The 26,409-nt window shown below is 73.1% G+C and carries 20 protein-coding genes; 13 read left to right on the top strand and 7 right to left on the bottom strand.

Translation table 11 applies throughout. The annotated features are described in order from the left end of the window. Positions 1-160: 160 nt before the first annotated feature. Complete coding sequence (locus IEX22_RS11125) at positions 161-751, top strand: MerR family transcriptional regulator (RefSeq protein WP_188668477.1); 591 nt, start codon at positions 161-163, stop codon at positions 749-751. 88 nt (positions 752-839) lie between these two features. Here IEX22_RS11125 and IEX22_RS11120 read toward each other — a convergent pair whose 3' ends face one another. Then, positions 840-1,688 (bottom strand): ParA family protein, encoded by an 849-nt coding sequence (locus tag IEX22_RS11120; protein ID WP_188668476.1) that lies wholly within the window; start codon positions 1,686-1,688, stop codon positions 840-842. Positions 1,689-1,903: 215 nt separating this feature from the next. Here IEX22_RS11120 and IEX22_RS11115 point away from each other — a divergent pair, with 215 nt between their 5' ends. After that, the gene (locus tag IEX22_RS11115) at positions 1,904-5,329 is read left to right on the top strand and encodes a pyruvate carboxylase (RefSeq protein WP_188668475.1); all 3,426 of its coding nucleotides are present in this window, start codon (positions 1,904-1,906) and stop codon (positions 5,327-5,329) included. A 10-nt stretch (positions 5,330-5,339) separates the two neighbouring features. Further along, positions 5,340-6,770: a mycothione reductase gene (locus tag IEX22_RS11110; protein ID WP_188668474.1), complete on the top strand. Its 1,431-nt coding sequence runs from the start codon at positions 5,340-5,342 to the stop codon at positions 6,768-6,770. A gap of 154 nt (positions 6,771-6,924) precedes the next feature. On the opposite strand, the gene IEX22_RS11105 is transcribed toward IEX22_RS11110, so the two are convergent. After that, positions 6,925-8,730 (bottom strand): AMP-dependent synthetase/ligase, encoded by a 1,806-nt coding sequence (locus IEX22_RS11105; protein WP_188668473.1) that lies wholly within the window; start codon positions 8,728-8,730, stop codon positions 6,925-6,927. Positions 8,731-8,941: 211 nt separating this feature from the next. Here IEX22_RS11105 and IEX22_RS11100 point away from each other — a divergent pair, with 211 nt between their 5' ends. Beyond that, positions 8,942-10,075 carry an ROK family protein gene (locus IEX22_RS11100; protein WP_188668472.1) on the top strand — a complete coding sequence of 378 codons (1,134 nt, stop codon included), beginning with the start codon at positions 8,942-8,944 and terminating at the stop codon, positions 10,073-10,075. A 36-nt stretch (positions 10,076-10,111) separates the two neighbouring features. Here IEX22_RS11100 and IEX22_RS11095 read toward each other — a convergent pair whose 3' ends face one another. Next, on the bottom strand, positions 10,112-10,585 hold the full coding sequence (locus IEX22_RS11095) for a hypothetical protein (RefSeq protein WP_188668471.1): 474 nt from the start codon (positions 10,583-10,585) through the stop codon (positions 10,112-10,114). After that, positions 10,582-11,364: an alpha/beta hydrolase gene (locus tag IEX22_RS11090; RefSeq protein WP_188668470.1), complete on the bottom strand. Its 783-nt coding sequence runs from the start codon at positions 11,362-11,364 to the stop codon at positions 10,582-10,584. Before IEX22_RS11090 ends, IEX22_RS11095 begins: the two co-directional genes overlap by 4 nt. A gap of 125 nt (positions 11,365-11,489) precedes the next feature. On the opposite strand from IEX22_RS11090, the gene IEX22_RS11085 reads away from it, so the two are divergent. After that, positions 11,490-12,215: a lysophospholipid acyltransferase family protein gene (locus tag IEX22_RS11085; protein WP_188668469.1), complete on the top strand. Its 726-nt coding sequence runs from the start codon at positions 11,490-11,492 to the stop codon at positions 12,213-12,215. A gap of 111 nt (positions 12,216-12,326) precedes the next feature. Next, positions 12,327-13,691 carry a class II 3-deoxy-7-phosphoheptulonate synthase gene (locus IEX22_RS11080; protein WP_188668491.1) on the top strand — a complete coding sequence of 455 codons (1,365 nt, stop codon included), beginning with the start codon at positions 12,327-12,329 and terminating at the stop codon, positions 13,689-13,691. Between the two features lie 54 nt (positions 13,692-13,745). On the opposite strand, the gene IEX22_RS11075 is transcribed toward IEX22_RS11080, so the two are convergent. Together IEX22_RS11075 and IEX22_RS11070 are read right to left on the bottom strand one after the other, a co-directional pair. Then, complete coding sequence (locus IEX22_RS11075; protein WP_188668468.1) at positions 13,746-16,109, bottom strand: Stk1 family PASTA domain-containing Ser/Thr kinase; 2,364 nt, start codon at positions 16,107-16,109, stop codon at positions 13,746-13,748. A gap of 92 nt (positions 16,110-16,201) precedes the next feature. Next, positions 16,202-17,563 (bottom strand): lytic transglycosylase domain-containing protein, encoded by a 1,362-nt coding sequence (locus IEX22_RS11070; RefSeq protein ID WP_188668467.1) that lies wholly within the window; start codon positions 17,561-17,563, stop codon positions 16,202-16,204. A 343-nt stretch (positions 17,564-17,906) separates the two neighbouring features. On the opposite strand from IEX22_RS11070, the gene IEX22_RS11065 reads away from it, so the two are divergent. Beyond that, a complete protein-coding gene (locus IEX22_RS11065; RefSeq protein ID WP_229659967.1) occupies positions 17,907-18,251 on the top strand; it encodes an Rv2175c family DNA-binding protein in 345 nt (114 codons plus the stop codon). Between the two features lie 27 nt (positions 18,252-18,278). On the opposite strand, the gene IEX22_RS11060 is transcribed toward IEX22_RS11065, so the two are convergent. Continuing rightward, a complete protein-coding gene (locus IEX22_RS11060) occupies positions 18,279-19,382 on the bottom strand; it encodes a polyprenyl synthetase family protein (RefSeq protein ID WP_188668465.1) in 1,104 nt (367 codons plus the stop codon). 124 nt (positions 19,383-19,506) lie between these two features. Between IEX22_RS11060 and dinB the strand changes: the two genes are divergently transcribed. The 6 genes from dinB (at position 19,507) to IEX22_RS11030 (ending at position 26,392) form a co-directional block, all read left to right on the top strand. Further along, a complete protein-coding gene (dinB, locus tag IEX22_RS11055) occupies positions 19,507-20,853 on the top strand; it encodes a DNA polymerase IV (protein WP_188668490.1) in 1,347 nt (448 codons plus the stop codon). A 252-nt stretch (positions 20,854-21,105) separates the two neighbouring features. Continuing rightward, the gene (locus IEX22_RS11050; RefSeq protein WP_188668464.1) at positions 21,106-21,483 is read left to right on the top strand and encodes an SCO2097 family morphological protein; all 378 of its coding nucleotides are present in this window, start codon (positions 21,106-21,108) and stop codon (positions 21,481-21,483) included. 620 nt (positions 21,484-22,103) lie between these two features. Beyond that, positions 22,104-22,535: a division/cell wall cluster transcriptional repressor MraZ gene (mraZ, locus tag IEX22_RS11045; protein WP_188668463.1), complete on the top strand. Its 432-nt coding sequence runs from the start codon at positions 22,104-22,106 to the stop codon at positions 22,533-22,535. Positions 22,536-22,848: 313 nt separating this feature from the next. Next, entirely contained in the window at positions 22,849-23,859 is a 1,011-nt protein-coding gene (gene rsmH / locus IEX22_RS11040; protein ID WP_188668462.1) for a 16S rRNA (cytosine(1402)-N(4))-methyltransferase RsmH, read from the top strand. Next, positions 23,856-24,443 carry a cell division protein FtsL gene (ftsL, locus tag IEX22_RS11035; protein ID WP_188668461.1) on the top strand — a complete coding sequence of 196 codons (588 nt, stop codon included), beginning with the start codon at positions 23,856-23,858 and terminating at the stop codon, positions 24,441-24,443. Before rsmH ends, ftsL begins: the two co-directional genes overlap by 4 nt. Positions 24,444-24,598: 155 nt before the next feature. Further along, a complete protein-coding gene (locus tag IEX22_RS11030) occupies positions 24,599-26,392 on the top strand; it encodes a peptidoglycan D,D-transpeptidase FtsI family protein (protein WP_306464445.1) in 1,794 nt (597 codons plus the stop codon). The last annotated feature ends 17 nt before the right edge of the window (positions 26,393-26,409 follow it).

Here is a 26,409-nt window from a genome sequence, read left to right as displayed (position 1 = left end):
TAGACAGCTCCTTCGGGTCCGTTCCAGCCTCTCGCGCTGCGGTTCCCGGCCGGATCGGATCGACGGTTCACTCCTCGACCCGACGTGCCGTGACCCCGCTTGGTAGACTTGGGCGGTGCCCGCTTCCCCCCAGTGGAGCTACTGATGAAGGAGGGTCCACGTGAGTCCGAAAGGTGAAACCGGCGAACTCCGCCGCGCCGCTCACGATGCCCAGCCCGCCGAAGGTGCTCAGGGGTTGTTGTTCACCGAGGACCTGCCGGTCCTGGACGAGGACGCCGGCTACCGCGGCCCGACCGCCTGCAAGGCCGCCGGCATCACGTACCGGCAGCTGGACTACTGGGCCCGCACCGGCCTCGTCGAACCCGCCGTGCGCTCGGCCTCCGGGTCCGGATCCCAGCGGCTCTACAGCTTCCGCGACATCCTCGTCCTGAAGGTGGTCAAGCGGCTGCTCGACACCGGCGTCTCCCTCCAGCAGATCCGCACCGCCGTCGAGCACCTGCGTCAGCGCGGGGTCGAGGACCTGGCCCAGATCACCCTGATGAGCGACGGGGCCAGCGTCTACGAGTGCACGTCCGCCGACGAGGTCATCGACCTGGTCCAGGGTGGGCAGGGCGTCTTCGGGATCGCCGTCGGCCGGGTCTGGCGCGAGGTCGAGGGCAGCCTGGCCGAGCTCCCCTCCGAGCACGCGGACCAGCAGGACTTCCCCGACGACGAGCTCAGCCGGCGTCGCAACGCCCGCCGCATCTCCTGATCGTCCGGCCCGGGTCACCCGGGCCGCCTCCCGTTTCCACGGCCGGTCCCCAGCGGGCCGGCCGTTCTCGCGTTCCGGGCTCCTGGTGTCAGGCGGTGGGCTGCAGGGCCGGCGCGGGCCCGGTGTCCTCGACCAGATGACCCAGGCCGGCCAGCACGGCGTCGAAGTCCCGCGCCGCGGCGACCGCGTCGGCCCCGGGCCAGTGGTGCACCGCGTGGGCGGCACCCTGGATCTGCTGCAGCACGGGCCGGTCGACCAGCGCCGGGCGAAGCAGCAGCGAGGCGAACATGCGCTCCATCTCCCGCAGCCGGAACACCTGTTCGGGGGAGTCCTGCCGCACCCGGTTGGCGACGATGCCGGCGGTGCGCAGGCCCGGGGCGTACTCGTGCCGGAACAGGTCGAGCGCCCGCAGGGTCCGCTCGGTGCCCGCGACCGAGAACAGGGCGGGCTCGGCGACCAGCAGCACCCCGGAACTGGCGGTCCAGGCGATCCGGGTCAGACCGTTCAGCGACGGCGGGCAGTCGATCAGGACGAGGTCGTGGGCGGCCGTGGTCTCGTCGTCACGGGTGAGCAGGCGATGCAGCCGCGTCAGGTCCCGGCGGCCGAGGTCGGGCCGGTCGAAGATGCCGCTGTAGGCCGAGCCCGGCACGACGTCGAGCCTGCCGGCGGTCCCGGGCACGCGGGTGCGCTCCACCCGGCTCCAGGCGCTCGGGGCGATCGCGTCGGCGAGCCGCTGCCGGCGGGCGTTGCGCAGCAGGTGCCCGGCGTCGACACCGCGCCCGCGGCGCACGGCCAGCGCCGTCGTCGCGTCCGCGTGCGGGTCCAGGTCCACCACCAGCACCCGCAGGCCCGCGTGCAGCGCCGCGGACGCCAGGCCGAGGGTGACCGTCGTCTTCCCCACGCCGCCCTTGAGACTGGTGATGCTGACGACGTGCACGCGTGACTCCGCTTCCTACTCCCTGGCCGGCGGTGCCGGGGCCGCGCAGGACGGTGCGCACCGCATCTCATCATAGGTCAGGAGGGGGCGGCAGGACGGGCCGTGCCCGGTGTGACGGGGCACACCTCGCGACATCGGTCCCGGCGGCTAAGGTATGAACACACCTGACCCGGGCGCGCGATGACGCGTGCGACGACGCAGAGGAGCGCACCCTCATGTTCTCGAAGATCCTGGTGGCCAACCGCGGCGAGATCGCGATCCGGGCGTTCCGCGCCGGTTACGAGTCGGGAGCGAAGACCGTGGCGGTCTTCCCCTACGAGGACCGGAACTCGATCCACCGGCAGAAGGCCGACGAGGCCTACCTGATCGGGGAGGAGGGCCACCCGGTCCGCGCCTACCTCGACGTCGCCGAGATCATCCGCGTGGCCCAGGAGGCCGGCGCGGACGCGATCTACCCCGGCTACGGCTTCCTCTCCGAGAACCCGGACCTCGCGCGCGCCGCCGCCGACGCCGGCATCACCTTCGTCGGCCCGCCGGCCGAGGTGCTCGAGCTGGCCGGCAACAAGGTCGCCGCGCTCAAGGCGGCCAAGGAGGCGGGCATCCCGACCCTGGCGTCCAGCGAGCCCAGCGCCGATCCCGACGAGCTGATCGCCGCCGCCGACACCATCGGCTTCCCCATCTTCGTCAAGGCCGTGGCCGGTGGCGGCGGGCGGGGCATGCGCCGGGTCGACACCCGCGACGCCCTCCCGGAGGCCCTCAACGCCGCCATGCGGGAGGCGGACAGCGCGTTCGGCGATCCGACCGTCTTCCTCGAGCAGGCGGTGCTGCGGCCCCGGCACATCGAGGTGCAGATCCTCGCGGACGGCCAGGGCAACGTCATGCACCTGTTCGAGCGGGACTGCTCGCTGCAGCGGCGGCACCAGAAGGTCATCGAGATCGCGCCGGCCCCGAACCTGGACGAGGACATCCGGCAGGCCCTGTACCGGGACGCCGTCGCCTTCGCCAAGGCCCTGAACTACCAGAACGCGGGTACCGTCGAGTTCCTCGTCGACACCGTCGGGGAGCGCGCCGGGCAGCATGTGTTCATCGAGATGAACCCGCGCATCCAGGTCGAGCACACGGTCACCGAGGAGATCACCGACGTCGACCTCGTCCAGTCGCAGCTGCGGATCGCGGCGGGGGAGTCCCTGGCCGACCTCGGGCTGAGTCAGGACGCCGTCCGGATCCGGGGCGCGGCCCTGCAGTGCCGGATCACCACCGAGGACCCGGCCAACGGCTTCCGGCCCGATGTCGGGCGGATCACCGGGTACCGGTCCGCGGGCGGCGCCGGCGTCCGGCTCGACGGCGGCACCATCTACTCCGGGGCCGAGATCAGTCCCCACTTCGACTCGATGCTGGTCAAGCTCACCTGCCGCGGCCGCACCTACCCGATCGCCATCGCCCGCGCGCGGCGGGCGCTCGCCGAGTTCCGCATCCGGGGCGTCTCCACCAACATCCCCTTCCTGCAGGCGGTGCTCGACGACCCGGAGTTCGTCGCCGGCAACGTCGCCACGTCCTTCATCGACGATCGGCCCGAGCTGCTCCAGGCCCGCGGCTCCGCCGACCGGGGCACCCGCCTGCTGACCTGGCTCGCGGACGTGACGGTCAACAAGCCGAACGGCGAGAACCCGGTGCATGCCGACCCGGCGCTCAAGCTGCCGGTGGACCCGCCCGGCGAGTCCCGCACCTCCACCGCGCTGCCGACGATCCCGACGTCGGGCTCCCGGCAGCGCCTGCTCGAGCTCGGGCCGGAGGGCTTCGCCGCGGACCTGCGCGCGCAGCGGGCCGTCGCGGTGACGGACACGACCTTCCGGGACGCCCACCAGTCCCTGCTGGCCACCCGGGTGCGCACCCGTGACCTCGTCGCGGCCGGGCCGGCCGTCTCGGTGCTCACCCCGACCCTGCTCTCGATCGAGGCGTGGGGCGGGGCCACCTACGACGTCGCCCTCCGGTTCCTCGGCGAGGACCCCTGGGAACGGCTGGCCAAGCTGCGGCAGGCGATCCCGAACATCTGCCTCCAGATGCTGCTGCGCGGCCGGAACACCGTCGGGTACACGCCCTACCCGGTCGAGGTCACCGACGCGTTCGTGGCCGAGGCCGCCGAGACCGGGATCGACATCTTCCGGATCTTCGACGCGCTCAACGACGTCAGTCAGATGGAGCCGGCCATCGCCGCGGTCCGCAGGACCGGCACCGCCGTCGCCGAGGTGGCCCTGTGCTACACGGCGGACCTGCTGGACCCGAACGAGACGCTGTACACGCTGGACTACTACTTGGACCTGGCGCAGCGGATCGTCGACGCCGGCGCGCACATCCTCGCGATCAAGGACATGGCCGGCCTGCTCCGGCCGGCGGCCGCCGCGACACTGGTCGGCGCCCTGCGCGAGCGGTTCGACCTGCCCGTCCACCTGCACACCCACGACACCGCCGGTGGGCAGCTGGCCACCCTGATGGCCGCGGTCGACGCCGGGGTCGACGCGGTCGACGTCGCCGCCGCCTCGATGTCCGGGACCACCAGCCAGGTCTCGGCGTCCGCACTGGTCGCCGCGCTGGCCCACACCGAGCGGGACACCGGGCTGAACCTGGAGAACGTCAGCGCCCTCGAGCCCTACTGGGAGGCGGTGCGCCGGGTGTACGCCCCGTTCGAGTCCGGCCTGCCCGGGCCCACCGGCCGCGTGTACCGGCACGAGATCCCCGGCGGCCAGCTCTCCAACCTGCGGCAGCAGGCCATCGCGCTGGGCCTGGGGGAGAAGTTCGAGGCCATTGAGGACATGTACACCGAGGCCAACCGCATCCTCGGCCGGCTGGTCAAGGTCACGCCGTCCTCGAAGGTGGTCGGCGACCTCGCCCTGCAGCTGGTGGGGCAGGGGGTGGACCCGAAGGAGTTCGAGGCCGACCCGCAGAAGTTCGACATCCCGGACTCGGTGATCCAGTTCCTCTCCGGCGAACTGGGCGACCCCCCGGGCGGCTGGCCGGAGCCGTTCCGGACCAAGGCGCTGCAGGGCCGCACCGTCAAGCCGCGGACCGAGGACATCAGCGCCGAGGACCGGGCTGCCCTGGCCGGGGACTCGGCCGGCCGCCGGTCGACGCTGAACCGGCTGCTGTTCCCCGGGCCCACGGACGACTTCGCCCGCACGCGCGAGCTCTACGGCGACGTGTCGGTGCTCGACACGCGGGACTACCTGTACGGGCTGCGCAGCGGCACCGAGCACGTCATCCCGCTCGAGCGCGGCGTCCGGCTGATCGCCACCCTGGACGCGGTGGGCGAGCCCGACGAGCGGGGCATGCGCACCGTCATGTGCACGCTCAACGGGCAGGGCCGTCCCGTCACGGTCCGGGACCGGACCATCGAGACGAACGTCAAGGAGGCGGAGAAGGCCGACCCGGCCAACCCGGGCCACGTCGCCGCCCCCTTCGCCGGCGCGGTCACCGTGACCGTGAACGAGGGTGACACCGTGGCCCCCGGCGGCACCGTCGCCACCATCGAGGCGATGAAGATGGAGGCCGCGATCACGAGCCCGACGGGCGGCACCGTCTCGCGGGTCGCGCTGCAGGGCGTCGCCCAGGTGCAGGGCGGGGACCTGATCGTCGTGGTCGGGTGAGCGGGCGCGGATGAGCGCCCATCACGACCTCGTGATCGTCGGCTCCGGCTCGGGGAACAGCATCCTCGGGCCGGAGTGGGACGGCCGGTCGGTCGGCATCGTCGAGGGCGGCACCTTCGGCGGGACCTGCCTGAACGTCGGCTGCATCCCGACCAAGATGTTCGTCTACCCGGCCGGGCTGGCCGCCGTCCCGGCGGAGGCGGCACGGCTCGGCGTCGACCTGACCCGCGACGCCGTCCACTGGCAGGCGATCCGCGACCGCATCTTCGGCCGGATCGACGCCATCTCCGCCGACGGCCGGGCCTACCGTGACGTCACGCAGGAGAACGTCACCCTCTACGCCGAGCACGCCCGGCTGACGGGACCGCGGGCGCTCGTCACCGACTCCGGCCGGGCGATCACCACCGACCAGCTGGTGATCGCCGCCGGCTCCCGGCCGCGCGAGCTGCCCGTGCCCGGCGCGGGCCTGCCCCAGGTGCACACCTCGGACACCATCATGCGCATCCCCGAGGCGCCGCGGCGGCTCGTCATCGTCGGCGGCGGGTACGTCGCCGCCGAGTTCGCGGCCATCTTCGGCCAGATCGGCGTGGAGGTCACCCAGGTGGTGCGGGGGACGGCGCTGCTCACACACCTGGACGCGACCGTCGCCGAGCGGTTCACCGCCGCCGCCCGCGGGCAGTGGGACGTGCGGTTGAGCACCGAGATCACCGGGATCGCCCCCGCCGACGAGGACCGGCCCGGCACCGGCCCCGTCCGGGTGGGGCTGATGGACACCGACGGGAACGACGCCGGCCCGGTGGAGGCCGATCTCGTGCTGATCGCCGCCGGCCGCATCCCCAACACCGACCGGCTGGACGCCGCCGCCGCGGGCCTGGACCTGCACCCGGACGGCCGACTGGCGGTGGACGCGTACCAGCGGGTGCTCGCCGGCGGCCGGCCCGTCCCCGGCGTCTGGGCCCTGGGCGACGTCAGCTCCGAGCACCAGCTCAAGCACGTCGCCAACCACGAGGCACGCGTCGTCGCGCACAACCTCACCGCCACCGGGCCGCTGCTGGCCAGCGATCACCGGTTCGTCCCGTCCGCCGTGTTCACCCACCCGCAGCTCGCGCAGGTGGGGATGACCGAGGCGCAGGCCCGCGAGCACTGCGCGGCCGTGGGGGAGGAGCTCGCCGTCGTCGTCCAGGACTACGGCAGCACCGCCTACGGGTGGGCGATGGAGGACACGACCGGCATCGTCAAGCTGATCGCCGAGCGCGGCACCGGCCGGCTCCTCGGCGCGCACCTGATGGGCCACGAGGCGTCGATGCTCATCCAGCCGCTGATCCAGGCGATGCACACCGACCTGCCCGCCCACCGGATGGCCCGGGGCCAGTACTGGATCCACCCGGCGCTGACCGAGGTGGTCGAGAACGCACTCCTCGGCCTCGGTACCGGCGGGTAGCTCCCCCCGGCCCCCCCGGGCCGGACAGCGCCAGGTCGTCAATAGATGCTGCATCCTGCCCCTTGCGGGGCCCGGATGCAGCATCTATTGACGACCTGGCGCGTGGTGGCGTGGTCGCGGTGGTGGTGGCGTGGTGGCGTGGTGGTGGGTGGGGTCACCGCTGTTTCGCGGCGTAGATCTCCTCGATCACGTCCTCGAAGTCGGCCACCACCCGGGCCCGCCGCAGCTTCAGTGACGGGGTCAGGTGACCGGTGGCCTCCGTGAAGTCGGTCGGCACGATCCGGAACGCGCGGATGGACTCCGCCCGGGACACCCGTTCGTTGGCGGCGTCGACGAGTTCCTGGACGCGGGCGATGACGGCGTCGTTGCCGGCCGCCTCGGCCACCGGCATCTCCGGGAGCTGGTGGCGCGCCAGCCACCCGGGCAGCGCCTCCTCGTCGAGCGTGACCAGGGCGCTGATGAAGGGCCGGTGATCGCCGACGACGATGCACTGCGAGATCAGGGTGTCGGCGCGAATGGCGTCCTCGAGCCCGCTCGGCGCCACGTTCTTGCCGCCGGAGGTCACGATGATCTCCTTCTTGCGGCCGGTGATCCGCAGGTAGCCGTCGTCGTCGAGCTCACCGAGGTCACCGGTGTGGAACCAGCCGTCGGAGAAGGCCTCGGCGTTCAGGTCGTCCCGCTGCCAGTAGCCGGGGGTCACGCAGATGCCGGAGGCCAGCACCTCGCCGTCCTCGGCGATGCGGATGCCGTTGCCCGGCAGGGCCGGCCCCACGCTGCCGATCTTGATCTTCTCCGGGGTGTTCACCGAGAGCGGCGCCGTCGTCTCGGTCAGACCGTAGCCCTCGAGCACGGTCACGCCGACGCCGTCGAAGAAGTGGCCGAGGCGCTCGCCGAGCGGGCCGCCGCCGGAGACGGCGAAGCGGACCCGGCCACCCATCGCGGCGCGCAGCTTGCCGTAGACGAGCCGGTCGAACACGGCGTGCCGGAGCCGCAGCCCCAGCGGCACCGAACCGGCCTGACGGGCCCGCGACCAGTCGATCGCCACGTGCTCGGCCGCGGCGAAGATCCTGCCGCGCCCGCCGTCCTCGGCCTTCAGCTTCGAGGCGTTGTAGACCTTCTCGAACACGCGCGGCACCACGAGGATGAAGTCGGGGCGGAAGCCCTGCAGATCCCGCAGCAGGTTCTTCACGTCCGGGGTGTGCGCGACGACGCAGCCGGCGGAGACGGCGAGCACGGCGATGAACCGGGCGAACACGTGCGCCAGGGGCAGGAACATGATGGTGCGGGCGCCCTCGTGCGCCACCGCGGCGATGGCGGCGGCCGCGTTGTCGGACAGCCGCACGAAGTTGCCGTGCGTCAGCGCGACGCCCTTCGGGCGCCCGGTGGTGCCGGAGGTGTAGATGATGGTCGCGGTGTCCGCCAGTCCCGCCGCGCTGCGTCGCTCCTCCACGGTGGCGTCGGCCACGTCGCGACCGGACGCGATCAGCGGCGCCAACCCGGCGTCGTCCATGGTCCAGATCGCGTGGACATCGGACAGATCCTCGAGCTCGCGTGCCCGCTCGACCGTCTGCCGATGCCGCTCCGACTCGACGAACACGGCGCTCGCCCCGGAGTCGCTGAGGTTCCACGCCACCTGGCTCGGCGCGGAGGTCTCGTACACGGGCACGGACACCGCCCCGGCGAACCAGATCGCGAAGTCGACGAGCGACCACTGGTAGCTGGTCGAGGCCATGATGCCCACCCGGTCGCCGCGTCGGATGCCGCCGGCGATGAGGCCGCGCGCGATGGCCGTGACCTCGGCGAGGAAGCGGGAGGCGGGCACGTCCTCCCAGTCGTCGCCGGCACCGCGCCGCGCGAACAGGGCCGGGTCGTTCGGCTTGGCGGTCTGCCGCAGCAGCAGATCGGTGATGTTCAGGTCCGGATCAACCTCGACCAGGGCCGGGACGACGGCTTCGCGCACGAGAGCTCCTTCGACATCGTGTGCAGCACACGGACGGTCGGGCGATCGGTCGCCGCCGTCTGCTTCTCGGTCAGCATATCGGCCGGCGCCGGGCACCGGGACCGAAGTTACTAACGGGTAACTCTAGCCGCGCGACCGCCCGACCGCGCAAGCGCGGCCGCCACCCCGGTCGATCGCGGCCCCGCGAGGTCCCGGACCTACACTGACGGCCATGGAGCACCCGTCGCCCTCGCCGGCCGCCCCGGCGCCCGCCGCGGCCGGCGACGGTCGCGCTCGCCCGGTCGGACTCCGTGCCTGGCCGGCGGCCCGTCACGCCCATCGGGAGCCGCCGCCGGGACGCCTGCCGGGCCGCGCGTCGCGCCGCCTGCCGAGCCGGCTGGCCCGGCGGTCGCTCTCCCTCGGCGTGGACATCGGCGGCACGAAGGTGGCCGCGGGGGTGGTCAACGCGGACGGCGTCGTCGTCGCGCGGGCGCAGCGGGCGACGCCGGCCACCGACGCGACGGCCGTCGAGGAGACGATCGTGGACCTGGTGCGGGAGTTCTCGGCCGAGCACCGCCTCCTGTCGGTCGGCATCGGTGCGGCCGGGTGGATGGATCTGAGCGGGTCGACGGTGCTGTTCAGCCCGCACCTGGCGTGGCGCAACGAGCCGCTGCGGGCCACCCTGGAAGCCCGGTTGGGCCGGCGCATCGTCGTGGTCAACGACGCCGATGCCGCCGGCTGGGCGGAGTACCGGTTCGGTGCCGGGCGCCGGGTGTCGCGGTTGGCGTGCATCACCCTCGGCACCGGCATCGGCGGATCACTGGTGCGCGACGGGCAGCTCGAACGCGGTGAGCACGGACTGGCGGGGGAGTTCGGGCATCAGATCCTCGTGCCGGACGGGCACCGCTGCGAGTGCGGCAACCGCGGCTGCTGGGAGCAGTACGCCTCGGGCAACGCGCTGGGCCGGGGGGCGCGCGGCCTGGCTGCCGCCGCGTCGCCGGTCGCGCACCGGCTGCTGGCCGCCGCCGGCGGCGATCCGGGCGCGATCACCGGCGCGCTGGTCACCGGTCTCGCCGTCGACGGGGACCCGGCCAGCAGGGAGCTGCTCGAGGACATGGGGCAGTGGCTCGGCATCGGGTTGGCGAACCTCGCCGCCGCCCTGGACCCGGGCCGGTTCGTCATCGGCGGTGGGCTGAGCGCCGCGGGTGAGCTGCTGCTGGCCCCGGCCCGGCGCGCGTTCGCCCGGCACCTGACCGGGCGCGGTTTCCGACCGGTCGCCCCCGTCGTCGCCGCCGCGCTGGGCGCCGACGCCGGCCTGATCGGCGCGGCCGACCTGGCCCGGGTCAGCGCCCGCAGCCGCCGCTGACGCGCCGGGCGGCGTCGTGCCCCCCCTGCAGGCGACTCAGACCTGGGCGCCGTCGTCGTCGTCGTGCCGTTCGCGGGGCAGCCGGGACGCCAGGTAACCGGCACTGACGAGGAAGACCCCGGCCAGCGTCCAGCCGAGCAGGCTCGGCGCGGACCGGACGAACACGGTGATCACCAGCGCGAGGCCGAGCGAGACGACGACGCCCGTCCAGGCCAGCGCCAGGGCCGGCTCGGCGGAGCTCAGCGGCGGGGGCTCGGGCGGTTCGAAGTCGTCCTCGGGCTCGTCGACGACGTGGTCCCGCGGGCCGGGACGGGCCCCGGTGCCGGCGCTGGGACGGACGCCGGGGGAGGCCGCGCCGGGCGAATCCGCCTCGGCCGCGGGATCGCCGCTCGGAGGCGTGCCGGCCGGGCCCCCCTCGCCCGGGGAGGACTCGTGGAACCGGCGCACCAGGTCCTGCCAGGCCGCCTCGTCGTCGGAGTGGGGCGGATCCACCGCCCGGGGATCGCTCATCGTCCGGTCGGACCGTCCGGCCGGCCACCGGGGCGCACACAGGCGTCGAGGAAGCGGACCGAGGCGTCCAGGATCCGCGGAGCGTCGTTGTCGAGGGTCGCCACGTGGTAACTGTTCGCCAGCGGGACCACCTCCGGGGGCATCGGGAGACCATCGGTGATGGCGGTCAGGCTGCTGTCCGGCACGACCGCGTCCTCCGTCGACCGGAAGATCTGCACGGGGCACGCGACCGCGGGCAGCAGCGGCAGGGTGGCGGCGAAGAGCCGCGCCAGCTCGTGAGTGGCGGCCAGCGGCGTGCGGGGATACGCCTCCTCGTCCACCCCGGGGGCCTTGATGTCGCTGCCGATCGCGGGCAGGGACCGGCGCACGTACTTGAGGGCGCCGACCCACCGGGCGGCCGGGGAGGCGAACGTCATCGCCGGATTGACCAGCGTGGCCCCGGCGACCGGGTACTGGGCCGCCAGCCGCAGGGCCAGGGTGCCGCCCATCGACAGGCCCGCCACCGCGACATGCTCCACCTGGTCGGCGAGGTCGTGGTACGCGGTCACCAGGCTGCCGTACCACTGCTGCCAGCTGGTCCGGTTCAGCTGCTGCCAGCTCGTGCCGTGCCCCTCGAGCAGCGGCACGCGCACCGCGAACCCGGCATCCGCGAGATGGCGCGCCCACGGCAGCACCGAGGTCGGCGAGCCGGTGAACCCGTGACTGACGACGACGCCGGTGCTCGCGCGTGCCCCGGATCCGGCCCGGGAGAACGCGAGGAAGTCCGTGGTGGCCTGCATGCCCCTATCGTGCCACTCCGGAAATCGTGCCAGTGCGGGCCCGGGGCGGCCCGGGCGACGACATCCCGCCGGACGCCGACTCCCGCCGGTAGGGTGAGGGCGTCACCGGAGCGGAAGGGCCGTCGTTGTTCTACTGGTTCATGAAGCACCTCGTCGTCGGGCCCCTGCTCGTACTGATCTTTCGGCCGTGGGTGAGCGGCCTGCGCCATGTCCCCGCCCCGGGTGGCGCCATCCTGGCCAGCAATCACCTCTCGTTCTCCGACTCGGTGTTCCTGCCGGTGGTCGTCCCGCGCCCGGTCGCGTTCCTGGCGAAACAGGAGTACTTCACGGGCACCGGCCCGAAGGGGTGGGCCACCGCGCTCTTCTTCCGGCTGATCAACCAGATCCCGATGGACCGTTCCGGCGGGGCGGCGTCGGCCCTCTCCCTGACGGCCGGCGCCGAGGTGCTGCGCGAGGGGAAGCTGCTCGGCATCTACCCCGAGGGCACCCGCAGCCCCGACGGCCGGATGTATCGCGGCAAGGTCGGCGTCGCCACCCTTGCGCTGCAGGCCGGGGTGCCGGTGGTCCCGGTGGCCATGATCGGGACCGACAAGGTGCAGCCGATCGGCCGGATCATCCCGCACGTGCGTCGCGTCGGCATCATCATCGGCCCGGCGCTGGACTTCAGCCGCTACCACGGCCAGCACGAGGACCGGGCGGTGCTGCGCACCGTCACCGACGAGATCATGCAGACCCTGGCCCGGCTCTCCGGCCAGGAGTACGTGCCCGACGTGTACGCGGCGACGGTCAAGGCGCAGTCGGCGCAGAAGCGGTCCGGGCACGCCGGCGAGGACCCGGCGCCGCGGGACTGACCGCGTCGCGCGGTTCGGCGCCGCGTCGCGCCCGGACACGGTTTCCGCGCCCGCTCGCGCCGCCGGTACGCTGGACGGGTGAGTCTTGACGCTGCCACCCCCAGTTCCCGTATGATCCCCGCGACCGGCACCCAGGAGGGCGCCGCCGTGTATCCGGGCCTGGACACGTGGCGCTCGCTGCCGATCTCGCAGCAGCCGGGCTGGCAGGACGATCCGCAGCTGGACGCCGCCCTGACCGAGCTGTCCTCCGCGCCGCCGCTCGTCTTCGCCGGCGAGGTGGACAAGCTGCGCGGCCGTCTGGCCGCCGCCGCCCGGGGCGACGCTTTCGTCCTGCAGGGCGGCGACTGCGCCGAGACCTTCGACGGCGCCACCGCGGACCGGATCAGCGCGCGGGTGCGCACCATCCTGCAGATGGCCGTCGTGCTGACCTACGGCGCGTCGCTGCCGGTGGTGAAGATGGGCCGGATGGCGGGACAGTTCGCCAAGCCGCGCTCCTCCAACGAGGAGACCCGCAACGGCGTGACGCTGCCCGCCTACCGCGGTGACATGGTCAACGGGTACGACTTCACGGAGGAGTCCCGGCGCCATGACCCGAACCGCCTGGTGCGGGCCTACCACAATGCCGCGTCCACGCTGAACCTCGTGCGTGCGTTCACGCAGGGCGGGTTCGCGGACCTGCGCGCCGTGCACGACTGGAACCGCGGCTTCGCCGCGCACCCGGCGCACGTGCGCTACGAGTCGACGGTGGCGCAGATCGACCGCGCCCTGAAGTTCATGGCGGCGTGCGGCGCGGACTTCGACGCCCTGCGCGGGGTCGAGTTCTTCGCCAGTCACGAGGCGCTCGTGCTCGAGTACGAGCGGGTGCTCACCCGGATCGACTCCCGCAGTCGGCTGCCCTACGACACGTCCGCGCACTTCCTGTGGATCGGCGAGCGCACCCGCGACCTGGACGGCGCCCACGTGGACTTCCTGTCCCGGGTGCGCAACCCGATCGGCGTCAAGCTCGGTCCCGGCACCGACGGCGACGACGTCCTCGGCCTGATCGACAAGCTCGACCCCGAGCGCGAGCCCGGCCGTCTGACCTTCATCACCCGGATGGGCGCCGGTGTCATCCGCGACAAGCTGCCCGATCTGGTGCGCACGGTCACCGACAGCGGGGCGACGGTGCTGTGGATCACCGACCCGATGCACGGCAACACCGTGACGTCCCCCAACGGGTACAAGACCCGCAACTTCGACGACGTCGTGGACGAGGTCCGCGGCTTCTTCGAGGTTCACCGGGAGCTCGGCACCGTGCCCGGCGGCATGCACGTGGAGATGACCGGTGACGACGTCGCCGAATGCCTGGGCGGCTCGGACCGGATCGACCAGGAGGCCTTCCTCACCCGGTACGAGTCCGTGTGCGACCCGAGGCTGAACCACCAGCAGTCGCTCGAGCTCGCCTTCCTGGCGGCGGAGTCCCTCGCCGGGCACTGAGCCGGTCCCGGACTCCCGTGCGGACCGGGCGGTGCACGCCCGGTCCGGACCGGGTCAGACGACGGTGAGGACGATCGTCGAGCCCTCCGGCGCGGTGCCCTCGCGGGGGTCCTGCGCCCGCACGGTCCCGAAGAACCCGCCGAGCACCTCGCGCAGCTGGACCCGGAACCCGGCCTGCTCGAGCTGGCGGCGTGCCCGATCGACCTGCTGACCCACGACGGCGGGCACCTCGACCATGCGGGGACCCTTCGACAGCGTCAGGTTGATCGTCGATCCCCGCGGTGTCTGACCGCCGGCGGGCGCCTGCGCGGTGACCGCGCCGTCCGGCACCGTGCTGCTGAAGACGCGGGCCGGCGCGACGGCGACCGTCAGGCCCGCGTCGGTCAGCCGCTGACGGGCCTGCTGCTCGGTGGCGCCGGTGACGTCCGGCACGGCGACGGGCTGGCGGCCCCGGGAGAGGACGAGGTCCACCCCCGTGCCGCCGCGCCGTTGACTGCCGGCGACCGGTGACTGGCTGATCACCCGGCCGGTGGCGACCGTCTCGCTCCAGGTGCCGCTGACGGTGCCCACGCCGAGCCGCACCGCGGCCAGCTCCGCTCGCGCCTCCGCGGCGGTCCGGCCGGTGAGGCCCGGGACCGCGTACAGCCGCGGGCCGGCCGACACGTAGAGGGTCACCGGTTGGAACCGGCGCACGGAGGTGGCCGCGGCGGGATCGGTGTCGATCACGGTACCGGCGGCCGCGACCTCGTCGTTGACGCGGCGGACGGTGCCGTCCAGGCCCAGTTGCGCCAACGACCGCTGCGCGGCGGTGACGGTGCTGGTCCGCACGTCCGGCACCGCGACCGCGACCCCGGGGCCGTAGCCGAAGAACCAGGCGAGCAGGCCGGCGACGAGGGCCACCAGCAGGGCGAGGATCACGAGCAGTACGCCGCGCCGGCGCGGGTGGCCGCGGTGCAGCGAGACGGTGGCGCTGGCGCCGCGTCCCGGTCGGCCGGGTGAGCGGGCGCGGCCGGAGGAGCGAACCGGCGCCGGTCGCCCGGAGTCGAGCCGGCCGTGCGCGGCGGTCGCGTCCCGGACCACCGGCACCGCGCGGGTGTCCTCACCGGTGTCCTCGCCGAGGTGCCGGCCGTCGTCCTCGCCGTGATCCTGGTCGTCCGCGTGGCGGACGGGCAGGACGGTCGTCGGCGCGGGGGAGTCGGTGTCGCTGCCGGCCGCGCCCCTGGAAGGGGCGGGCGGACCCGGCAGGGTCGTGGTGGCGGCGACCGGGGCGATCACCCGGGTGCTGTTCCCGATCGTCTCCGTGTCGTCGACCGTGACGTCATCGAGGGCGACGGTGTCGTCGACCGCGACGGACCGCGGGGGCCGGCCGGGCCGGACGGGCAGCGCGGTGCGCTCGGTGTCCCGCGCCGCGGCCGCGGCGAGTGCGGGGCTCGCACCCAGGAGCCCGGTGGCCCCCGTGCCGTCCGCCTCCGGTCCGGGCTCGTCGTCGGGCTCGTGCACCGGTGGGCGAGCGGGGGAGCCGACCGCGGGGACGTCGGCGCCGACGGCCCCGGGCCCGGCGCTGTCGAGGTCGTCGTCCGAGAGCGCGCTCTGGATGTGCCGCAGCTCTTCCAGCAGTGCCCGCGCGTCGACCGGGCGGTTGTCCGGGTCCGTGGCGGCGCACCACTGCACCAGTTCGTCCAGCTCGGCGGACAGGCCGGGCACCAAGCGGGACGGCGGCGGGACGGAGGAGTTCACGTGCGCGTACGCGACCTGCACCGCGCTGGCGCCGGTGAACGGCTGCCGCCCGGTGAGCAGTTCGTACAGCAGGACGCCGACGGAGTAGAGGTCGCTGCGGGCGTCCGTCGGTTCACCGAGCACGACCTCGGGGGCGATGTAGGCGACGGTGCCGAGCAGGGTGGTGGACCGGGACGGCGCGGTGACGGCGCGGACCAGTCCGAAGTCCGCGACCTTGACCCGCCCGTCGTGGCGGATCAGCACGTTCTCCGGTTTGACGTCACGGTGGATCAGCCCGGCCTCGTGCGCGGCGGCCAGGCCGTCGATCACGGGGTCGACCACGGCGAGCGCATGCCGCGGCGTCAGCCGTCCCCGCTCGTCGAGCACCTGCCGCAGGGTCCGCCCCGGCACGTACTCCATGACGAGGTAGACGGCGTCGTCCTCGGCACCCCGGTCGTGCACCTGGACGACGTGCGGGTGGCTCAGACGGGCGGCGGAACGGGCTTCCCGGATGAACCGGTCGAGGAAGTCGGGGTCGGCGCTCAGGTGCTCGGCCATCACCTTGACGGCCACCTCGCGGTCCAGCCGCGTGTCGATGGCGAGGTAGACGGTGGACATGCCCCCGCGTGCCAGCCGCTCGACGATCTCGTAGCGCTGGTCGATCACCCGGCCCACCAGCCGGTCGGGTACGCGGTGCTGCACCCGTCGATCCTACGGGGCGGACGGGGACGGGCCCCGGCGCAACACTCGCACCGGGGCCCGTCGTCGGCGGGGTCGATCCCGCCGGAGGCGACTCAGCTGAACCGCGCCATGTGCGCCTTGACGCTGTTGACGTAGGCGCGGGTGTCGGAGAAGAAGCCGTGCTGGCTGACCGACCCCTGCCCCTGGTAGTAGGAGCCGATCGCGTGGTCGAGGTTCGGGCTGCTCCGTACCAGCGCCCGGATGATGGCCACGCCGGCCGTGACGTTGTCGTACGGGTTGAGCAGGTTCAGCGGCCGTCCGACCAGCTGCGAGGCCCACTGTCCCGAGGACGGGATCACCTGCATGACGCCGATGGCGTTCGCGGGGGAGACGGCGGTGGCCGAGAAGCCGGATTCCTGGTAGGCGAACGCCATCGCCAGGGCCGGGTTGACCCCCATCGACCGCGCGGTGCTGGCGACGATCTGCTGCATCTGCGCCGGGCTGGGCACCTGCGAGGCGAGCAGCGCCGCCTTGTTCCGGTTGGCGTCCGCGACGACGGTCGTCGGGTAGGTGTAGTGCAGGAACGTGCTCGGCACGAGGGCGGCGTTCGAACTCGCCTGCTGCGGGGCGACGGTGGCACCGCGGCCCGGGATGACCAGGGTGCGGCCGGCGTAGATGACCGTCGTCACCGACATCCGGTTGGCGTTCAGCAGCGACTGCAGGGACACGCCGTGCCGGGCGGCGATTGCCCCGAGGGTGTCGCCGCTGCGGATGGTGTACCGGCCGCCGGTGGCCGCCGGGGTGGCGGTGCCCGGGGTGGGACGCGGCGTGGCCGCCGAAGCCGGCGCCGCCGGGGCCGCGGAGCCGGTCAGACGCAGCCGCTGGCCCGGGTAGATGATCGAGGACATCCGCAGGCCGTTGGCGGAGAGCACCGACGAGAGACTGACCCCGTGCCGGGCCGCGATGGCCGAGAGGGTGTCGCCCGAACGCACCGTGTAGGTGCCGGCGGTCGCCGGGGCGGCGGCCGGGCGGGCGGCGGCGGGGCGGGGAGCCGCCGGGGCCGGGGCAGGAGCGCCGACCTGGCCGGTGAGGCGCAGCACCTGACCGGGGTGGATGACGCTGGCTCCGGTCAGCCGGTTCAGCGCCAGGACGGAGGTGGGATTGAGTCCGTAGCGGGTCGCGATGGCCCACACGCTGTCGCCCCGCTGGACCGTGTAGCGGGCGGGGGCGGACCGCATCGGAGCGGTCAGCCGGGTCGGCGCCTGGACGGCGGGGGAACCGACCAGTGGCAGGTGGGAGACGGTGTGCGCCGGCACCGGTGTGGGTGCGGCGGCGGCGGGCTCGGCCAGGGCGAGCGAGGAGAGCATCACGGCCGGAACGGTGGCGGCGGTGACGGCGGCTCCGAGAACACGACGGCTCGGCGCGGGCGCGTCCGAGTCGCCCGCGGGCACGGCATGAGAGTGGGCAGCAGACATGGTCGTCCTCGTGGATCGGGGGCACCCCCGAACCGGAACCATCCTCGTGCCTCCCCAGTCGGCGTGATGAGGATGGTTCCGGTGTTGAAGGTGTGGCGAATGAGACAGCTGTGAATCTACCGGAAACTCGCGATATCACAAACAGGTCTCGCTGCCCGGCATTGATCCGTGTGATCTCCGGCGTGTCGGATCGGCGCGTCGGCCCTCCGGCCGGGCGGATCCGAGGTCGGCGTGGCCGCGTCGTGACATGGCACCGGAGGCAGGTCCGTGGCACGCTGAACGGGTGAACACGCATGACGCAAGCACGACCGCCGGCACCGCTGCACGCCCCGAGCCGGAAGGCATCGCCGAGCTCGTCGGCGACTGGTTGCCGCTGCCCGATGTGGCCGAGCGACTCGGTGTCCAGGTCACGAAGGTGCATCGGCTGATCGACGACGGCACGCTGCTGGCGGTCCGCGTGGGGCAGCCGCCGGTCCGCAGTGTCCCGACGGACTTCCTCACGGACGAGGGGCCGGTGGACAGCCTGCGGGGCACGATCAGCGTGCTGCGCGACGCCGGGTTCGGGGACGACGAGGCGCTGCGCTGGCTGTTCACGCCGGACGAGTCCCTCCCCGGGCGACCGATCGACGCGCTGCGCACCGGGCGGAAGACGGAGATCCGGCGGCGGGCGCAGGCGCTCGCCTGGTGAGGATGCCGGCCGCTGCCGGCAGCCGGGTCAGGCCTGGCGACTGACCGCGCGGTCGGCGAGGTCGGTCAGCGCGGTCCGCACCCGCTCGGGCACGGGCAGGTGCTCGATGGCGGCGAGGGCCTGCCCGTGCAGCTGGGTGATGAGCTCCTCGGTGCGGCGCAGCGCCCCCGACTCGGTGAGGATCGCGCGCAGCCGCGCGACGTCGGCCGCGTCCAGGTCCGGGCGACCGAGCCGATCCTCGAGGTGGGCGACGTCGTCGGCCGGCGCGTGCTGCCGGGCCAGCCCGATCAGCACGGTGCGCTTGCCCTCGCGCAGATCGTCCCCGGCGGGTTTGCCCGTCAGCGCCGGATCGCCGAACACCCCCAGGACGTCGTCGCGCAGCTGGAAGGCCTCGCCCAGGGGGAGGCCCGCCGCGCTGAGGGCGTGGACCAGGTCGGTGTCGGCGCCGGCCAGGGCGGCCCCCAGCACGAGCGGGCGCTCCACCGAGTAGCGCGCCGACTTGTAGGAGGACACGGTGCGAGCCCGGGCGACCGCCTCGGCCGGGTCCCGGTCCGGGCCGGCGACCTCCTCCAGCACGTCGAGGTACTGGCCGGTCAGCACCTCCATCCGCATCCGGTCGAACACGAGGCGGGCGCGCGTTCCGCTCGCGGCGGCGGGTCCGAGGGAACCGAAGACCTGCTCACTGAAACTCAGGCACAGGTCGCCCGCCAGCACCGCCGCCGACACCCCGAAGTGGCCGCCGTCCAGGGCCCAGCCGCGTTCGGCGTGCATGGCCTCGAAGCGACGGTGCACGCTCGGCACCGACCGGCGCGTGTCGGACCGGTCGATGACGTCGTCGTGGATCAGCGCCGCCGTCTGGAACAGTTCGAGGGCCAGGCCCGCCTGCACGACGTCGACCGGTGCGGCCTCGGCGACCGCGGAATACCCCCAGTAGCACAGACTCGCCCGCATGCGCTTGCCGCCGCTGCTCAGGCTGGCGATGGCGTCGGTCAGGTGCCGGCCGTCCGCGACGATCCCGGCCAGGTTCTCGCCCTCGGCGCGCAGGAACGCGTCCAGGGCGGCGTCGACGGCGGCCACGAAGGCGCGGCCGTCGGCGGGGACGTCGCGAGCCGGTCGTACCGGTGCGGGCATGCTGCGGACTCCTCTCTGCGGTCCGTGCCAGTCTAGGGTCGCGCTCGTCCCGCTCCCGTCGGCGGGCGCTCGTCGGGGACGGGGGTCCGGAACCGTCGGCGGCGGCTCCTAGCATGGAGACGTGATGGAGCAGGGAGGCGGACCGGCGAGAGCGGCGTCGTCGGACGGCGCGCGCGGCAGCGTCATCCTGCACGTGGACATGGACGCCTTCTACGTCTCGGTGGAGGAGCTCGACGATCCGTCGCTGCGTGGCCGGGAGGTGCTGGTCGGCCATGCCTCGCCGCGCTCGGTGGTCCTCTCCGCGTCCTACGAGGCGCGCGCCTACGGGGTGCGCTCGGCCATGCCCGTGGGCGCGGCGCTGCGGCTGTGCCCGCAGGTGCGCATCGTCGAGCCGTCCATGGAGAAGTACCGGCGCATGTCCGCACGGGTGATGGCGGTGTTCGCGGAGGTCACGGACCTGGTGGAACAGGTCAGCGTCGACGAGGCGTTCCTCGATGTCGGCGGGGCCGTGCGCCGGCTCGGGGAGCCGTGGCAGATCGCCCGCCTGCTGCGCGAGCGGATCCGCGCCGAGCTCGGCCTGCCGGCGACGGTCGGCATCGCCGGCACCAAGTTCGTCGCCAAGATCGCGTCCACCCAGGCCAAGCCCGACGGGCTGCTGCTGATCCCGGCGGAGCACACGGTGGCGTTCCTGCACTCGCTGCCGGTGACGGCCCTGTGGGGCGTGGGGGAGAAGACCCGCCAGGTGCTGGCTCGCGCGGGCATCTCGACCGTGGCGCAGCTGGCCGCCACCCCGGTGGAGACGATGCGGCGGATGCTCGGCGCCACCGGGGAGCACGTCCACCGGCTGGCGTGGGGCATCGACCCCCGCGCGGTGACGCCGAACCGCGTGGAGAAGAGCATCGGGGCCGAGGAGACCTTCGCCGTCGACGTCGCCGACGACGCGCGGCTGGAGGCGGAGCTGCTGCGTCTGGCCCACCGCACCGCGGCGCGGCTGCGCGCGGCCCGGTTGCAGTCGCGCACCGTGTCCATCAAGGTGCGGTACAGCGACTTCACCACGCTCACCCGGTCGCACTCGATGACCGAGGCCGTGGACAGCGCGGCGCGGCTGCACGCCGTCGCGGTCGCGCTGCTGCGGGCCCTCGGGCGCCGGCCGATGCCCGTGCGCCTGATCGGCCTGCGGGCGGAGTCGCTGACCGACGCCACCGGCGCGGCGGAACAGCTGAGCATCGACCGGCGCGAGAACAACTGGCGCAGCGCCGAACGCACGCTCGACGACGTGCACCGCCGGTTCGGGTCGACGGCGGTGGGCCCGGCTCGGCTGCTCACCGGCCCGGAGGTCGCTCGGCGGACGAACGGCACCGCCCCGGACCAACCGTCCGGTCTGAACGGTGAACGCCCCGCCGACGACGCCGAATTCGCCGCGCCGGGCCGTCGTGACGCCTCGCGACGGCGATATCCCCATGGTCCGTAAGACGGCTTTCCATCGGCTTCGGCGGGCCTCTATTCTGGAGTCAGACACACCGTTCTGGCTGCGCCGTCGGACCTCGGCAGCGTGATAGAGGCGACCCGTCGGACCGATCCGCGAAATCACTCGATCTCCGAGTGATCGGGGAACACAATCCGTGCGAGAATCGTTCTCCAGACCAGGAGTCGGAGTTCTCTCACGGGCCCGGACCACGGGCGCGGGGATCCTTCAGGTCGGACCGAGGGCAAGGAGGCAGTGATGCCACTGTCGGAGCACGAGCAGCGCCTGCTCGAGCAACTGGAACAGCAGTTGCACAACGAGGATCCCAAGCTCGCCAGCACGCTCGGATCCGGAGCGACCCGGTCGCTGGCCGCGCGGCACATCGTCCTCGGTTCGCTGGTCGCGGTCGCCGGTGTCCTCGTCCTGCTCTTCGGCATCTCCTCGCAGATCATCGTGCTCGGGGTCCTCGGCTTCCTCATCATGGGCGCCGGGATCTACTGGGCCTCCTCGCGTCGTCGCACCGTCCCGGATCACGGGGGGCAGGGGCATGGTGGTGCCTCGGCGCGGCCGCGGCGCAGCGCCTTCATGACGTCGCTCGAGGAGCGCTGGGACGAGCGTCGCCGCGACGACTCCTGAGCCCCGGCGCGAGCCCGCCGCGTGAAGGCTCGAGCGCGGGGCGGCCGGGTGCTCGCCCCTGGTGCGGCACGACGCGTACGGCACGACTGCACGCCTGCCGATGATCGACCGATGACCTTGCCATGACCCCCAGGGTCCGCCGTCAGGCGGACCCTTTGTCGTGTCCGGTCGTCGCCTCCGCCCCGCCGCTTCCGGCTGCCGTCCCGCCGTCCGGCACGTCCCGGTTCCCGCCGTCCGGCCACCCGACGCCGGTCCGCACGCGGCCCTCCACTTCCCTCCACCCCTCCCTCGACGGGCGGTGCGGCCGTCGGCACGACGTCGGCGGGCACAGCGCCCGGGCGCCGACGGATGCCCGCCGATCCGCTCAACGGCGCGGGTCCGTGCGACCGCCCGGCGTCGTCGCCCCGAGATCGGCCGCCTCGACTCCGCGCCCGCCGCAGCAACCCTGCCGGACCACGGGCCCGCTCACGAGGACGGCCCGCGACGGCTCGGCATCGTCGAAACGCCACGTCAGTGCGTGGCAACGCCGTACCGGCGGGGGAGAGCGCATTGACAGTGGGGGGTGGTGGAGTAAAGTGGAGGACAGTAGAGGATGATGGAGACGCGCTTGGGGGTGCGAGATGTTCCTGGGAACGTACTCGCCCCGCCTCGACGAGAAAGGGCGTCTCATCCTTCCGGCCAAGTTCCGCGAGGAACTGTCGGACGGTCTCGTGCTCACGCGTGGGCAGGAGCGTTGTCTCTACGTGTTCAGCCAGAAGGAGTTCGAACGGGTCCACGAACAGATGCGACAAGCCCCCATCTCGTCGCGTCACGTCCGGGACTACATCCGGGTCTTTCTCTCCGGCGCCTCCGACGAGGTGCCGGACAAGCAGGGGCGGGTCACCATCCCTGCGGCGCTGCGCGACTACGCGGGGCTGGACAGGGAACTGGCCGTCATCGGCGCAGGCACCCGAGCCGAGATCTGGGATGCCCAGGCCTGGAGCGAGTACCTGACGGAGAAGGAGAACGCCTTCTCCGAGACCGACGAGGACGCCCTGCCGGGCATCCTCTGAGGCCGCGATGACGACCGGGACCACGCGAAGCGCCGGATGCGCTGTGGTGGGATCTCCAGCCGCCCGTCCTCCCGACCTGACTCACCTTCCCCGGAGTCAGGCAGGCAGGGGCAGGCGCGGATGGGGATCCGACCGCACCGACACTCCGGCGCGTCGCGCGCGTCCGTCCCGGCGGACGGGCCCGGAGGATGCGATTCTTGACCAGGACATGACGACGTCGGACCACCCCCGCTCCCGGAGGCGGCCCGGCACGGCCGTGGCACCACATCCCGGCCGCCGGGGTGGTGCGCGGCACGAGGTGGGGCGAGGTGCGATGACCGGGCAGAAGCCGACGGCGATGCGTCACACCCCGGTCCTGCTGACCCGGACGCTCGACCTGCTGGCTCCCGCCCTGGAGCGGCCCGACGCCGTCGCGCTGGACGCGACGCTCGGCATGGGCGGACACAGCGAGGCGATGCTCACCCGGTTCCCGCACCTGCGCCTGATCGGTGTCGACCGGGACCCCCAGGCCCTCGCCCTCGCCGGCGAACGCCTCGCCCGCTTCGGCGATCGGGTCACCCTGGTCAAGGCCGTGTACGACGAGGTTCCCGACGCGCTGGCCGAGGCCGGCGTCGACCACCTCGACGGCGCCCTCTACGACCTCGGCGTCTCCTCCCTCCAGCTCGACGAGACCGAGCGCGGGTTCGCCTACGCCCAGGACGCGCCCCTGGACATGCGGATGGACACCACCACCGGCATCACCGCCCGCGACCTGGTCAACACCGCGGACGAGGCCGACCTGGTGCGGATCATCCGCCGCTTCGGCGAGGAGAAGTTCGCCGGGCGGATCGCCCGCGCCATCGTCGCCGCGCGAGCCGACGCCGAACTGGCGACCACCGGGCAACTGGTGGACGTGATCCGCTCGGCCGTGCCGGCGGCCGCCGCGCGGACCGGCGGCCACCCCGCCAAACGGACCTTCCAGGCCCTGCGCATCGCCGTCAACGAGGAGCTCGACGTGCTCGAGCGCGCCGTCCCGGCCGCGCTGGACGCCCTGGCCCTGCACGGGCGGATCGTCTTCCTCGCGTACCACTCGCTCGAGGACGCCATCGTCAAGAAAGAGCTGGCCGCGGCATCGCGATCCCGTGCACCGAAGGGATTCCCGGTCGAGCTGCCGGAGCACCAGCCCCGCTTCCGCCTGCTGACCCGGGGGACGGAGACGCCGACCGAGCAGGAGACGGCCAGTAATCCGCGGGCCGCCTCGGCGCGGCTCCGCGCCGCCGAGCGCATCGTGGACCGCCCCACCGCCCGCCACACCGCCCGCACGACAGACAGGGGAGGCGCATGAGTGCCGTCACCAGCCAGCCCGATGCGCCCGCCCGCGAGGTGGCCGTCGGTCGTGCGCGGACGGAGCCCCGGCGTCGCACCCCGCTCTCCGTCGTCCCGGCCGGCCCGGGCCGCAAGCGGACCCCGTTCGTGGTGTTCTGCTTCCTCGTCCTCGCGTCGGCGCTGGTCGCCGTCCTGGTGCTGAACATCAACGTCTCCGGCGGCCAGTACGAGCTGATCACGCTGCGCAACGAGCAGACGGCGTTGACGGAGCAGAACCAGGCGCTGACCGCGCAGGTGGAGAACAACGTCGCGCCCCAGAACCTCGCCGCGAAGGCGGCCAAGGCGGGCATGGTGCCCGCCCCCGCCCCCGGCTACATCAACCTGGACCGGCTGAGCGTCTCGGGCAACCCGACCGCCGCGGTCAAGAAGGACGTGCCGAAGGTCCTGATCCCCGCTCCGGCGGTTCCCGGCGCGCCGTCCCCGGTGAAGACGGGGGCGAAGGCCGATGATGGCAAGAAGAGCTCGACGGCGGCCGGCAAGAAGCCCGAGCCGGTCGATCTGCACGGCGGCACCATCGAGGCGCCCCGGCAGAAGGGGCAGTGACCCGTACCGACGGGCGCCGGCGTCCCTGACCGATCGCGGCCCCACGGCCGGGCCGGCGGGCGGCGCGAGCACGGAACGACACGCGAGCAGAACGACAGAGGACCGACACGGCGGGCAGCCACCCGCGCGCGTCGGTCGGCAACGATGGGAAGAGCGTGGCAGCAGGCAGGAAGACGACACCTGGACGGACCAGCGACGGGGCCCAGACCCAGGCCGTGATCGGTCGCCGGCTGAGGATCGGGCTGGTCATGCTGCTGGCCCTGCTCGTCCTGCTCGGTGGCCGGCTGTTCTGGGTGCAGGGCCTCGACCCGTCCGGGCTCGCCCAGGCGGTCACCGCCAACCGCACGCGCGTGATCGAGATGCCGGCCACGCGCGGCGCGATCGAGGACATCAACGGCAACGTGCTCGCCAAGAGCGTGCAGAGCTTCAACATCACGGTGGACCAGACCCTCTTCCAGGACTACGACCGCGCCGCCGACAACGGAACGAAGGTGCACGTCGGCCGCGACGAGGCGATCAGTCAGCTCGCCGACGCGCTGAACGTGGACGACGCGAAGGTGCGCGCCGCCGTCACCGGGGAGAAGCGCTTCAACTACGTCGCCCGCAACGTCAGCCCGGAGGTACGCACCAAGGTCATCGACCTGGGCAACCCCGCCATCTACTCGGAGTCCAACTCGCAGCGGGTCTACCCGTCCGGGGCGGTCGCCGGCGGCCTCGTCGGTTTCATGAGCTCGGACAACCACGCCCTCGCCGGCCTGGAACTGACCCAGGACAAGCAGCTGACCGGCACCGACGGCAAGCGCACGTTCGAGATCGGCGCCAACGGGGTGCGCATCCCCAACGCGACCGCCGAGGACCAGCCCGCCCAGGACGGCCAGACCGTGCGGCTGACCATCAACCAGGACATCCAGTGGGTGGCCCAGCAGGCCATCGCCAACCAGGTGGCCGCGATGAAGGCCGAATGGGGCACCGCCGTCGTCGTCGAGGCGAGCACCGGCAACCTGATCGCCGTCGCCGACTCCACCACCGTCGACCCGAACAACCCCGGGGCCACCCCCGCGGACCGGCGCAGCTCGCTCGCCGTCGGTGCCGCCTACGAGCCCGGCTCGACCACCAAGATGATCACCGCCGCCGGGCTGATCGAGGAGAAGAAGGCCACCCCGCTCTCGCAGTACCTGCTGCCCCCGACCTACACGATCGACGGGCAGACCTTCTCGGACTCGTTCGAGCACGGCTACGAGCGGCGCACCCTGGCCGGCATCCTCGGCATGTCGATGAATACGGGCACCGTGATGGCCGGCTCCCAGCTCAGCCGCGAGCAGCGCTACGACTACCTGCGCCGCTTCGGGGTCGGGCAGCCCCTCAACCTGCCGTTGCCCGGCACCAGCCAGGGCATCCTCGCGCCGCCGGACCAGTGGGACGGCCGCCAGCAGTACACCGTGCTGTTCGGTCAGGGCGTCTCCCAGACGCCCGTGCATACCGCCATGGCGTTCCAGGCCATCGCCAACAACGGGATGAAGCTGCAACCGCGCCTGATCGACGCGTACATCGACCCCGACGGCACGGAGCACAAGGTGCCGATCGTGCCGGGCACGCGCGCCGTCTCGGAGGACACCGCCCACCAGGTGCAGCAGATCCTCGAGGGCGTGATCACCGACGGCGGCGCGAAGGACGCCCAGATGGAGGGCTACCGCATCGGCGGCAAGACCGGCACGTCGGAGAATCCCGGTGCCAACGGCCGCTTCGACGGGTACACGGCCTCGTTCGTCGGGATGGCCCCGATGGAGGACCCGAAGTACATCGTCGGCATCGTGCTGCAGAAGCCGCAGGGCAACATCTACGGCATCTCCACCGCACCGGTGTTCAAGACGATCATGAGCCAGGTCCTGAACACCTACAAGGTCGCGCCGTCGACGGGCAATCCGCCGCACCTCCCGCTCACCTACTGACGGGGACACGCTACGGT

Origin of the sequence: Tersicoccus solisilvae (assembly GCF_014643255.1) — a bacterium.
In the GTDB taxonomy this organism is placed as follows: domain Bacteria; phylum Actinomycetota; class Actinomycetes; order Actinomycetales; family Micrococcaceae; genus Tersicoccus; species Tersicoccus solisilvae.
The sequence above is the reverse complement of the archived record's forward strand: the minus strand, read 5'-3'. Positions and strand labels throughout refer to the sequence as shown.

Bases quoted from the DNA above. Each gene is read 5' to 3' on its own strand.
- IEX22_RS11115 (WP_188668475.1), top strand. From the start codon at position 1,904: ATGTTCTCGAAGATCCTGGTGGCCAACCGCGGCGAGATCGCGATCCGG.
- IEX22_RS11110 (WP_188668474.1), top strand. From the start codon at position 5,340: ATGAGCGCCCATCACGACCTCGTGATCGTCGGCTCCGGCTCGGGGAAC.
- IEX22_RS11100 (WP_188668472.1), top strand. From the start codon at position 8,942: ATGGAGCACCCGTCGCCCTCGCCGGCCGCCCCGGCGCCCGCCGCGGCC.
- IEX22_RS11095 (WP_188668471.1), bottom strand. From the start codon at position 10,585: ATGAGCGATCCCCGGGCGGTGGATCCGCCCCACTCCGACGACGAGGCG.
- IEX22_RS11090 (WP_188668470.1), bottom strand. From the start codon at position 11,364: ATGCAGGCCACCACGGACTTCCTCGCGTTCTCCCGGGCCGGATCCGGG.
- IEX22_RS11080 (WP_188668491.1), top strand. From the start codon at position 12,327: ATGATCCCCGCGACCGGCACCCAGGAGGGCGCCGCCGTGTATCCGGGC.
- IEX22_RS11070 (WP_188668467.1), bottom strand. From the start codon at position 17,563: ATGTCTGCTGCCCACTCTCATGCCGTGCCCGCGGGCGACTCGGACGCG.
- IEX22_RS11060 (WP_188668465.1), bottom strand. From the start codon at position 19,382: ATGCCCGCACCGGTACGACCGGCTCGCGACGTCCCCGCCGACGGCCGC.
- dinB (WP_188668490.1), top strand. From the start codon at position 19,507: ATGGAGCAGGGAGGCGGACCGGCGAGAGCGGCGTCGTCGGACGGCGCG.
- IEX22_RS11050 (WP_188668464.1), top strand. From the start codon at position 21,106: ATGCCACTGTCGGAGCACGAGCAGCGCCTGCTCGAGCAACTGGAACAG.
- mraZ (WP_188668463.1), top strand. From the start codon at position 22,104: ATGTTCCTGGGAACGTACTCGCCCCGCCTCGACGAGAAAGGGCGTCTC.
- rsmH (WP_188668462.1), top strand. From the start codon at position 22,849: ATGACCGGGCAGAAGCCGACGGCGATGCGTCACACCCCGGTCCTGCTG.
- ftsL (WP_188668461.1), top strand. From the start codon at position 23,856: ATGAGTGCCGTCACCAGCCAGCCCGATGCGCCCGCCCGCGAGGTGGCC.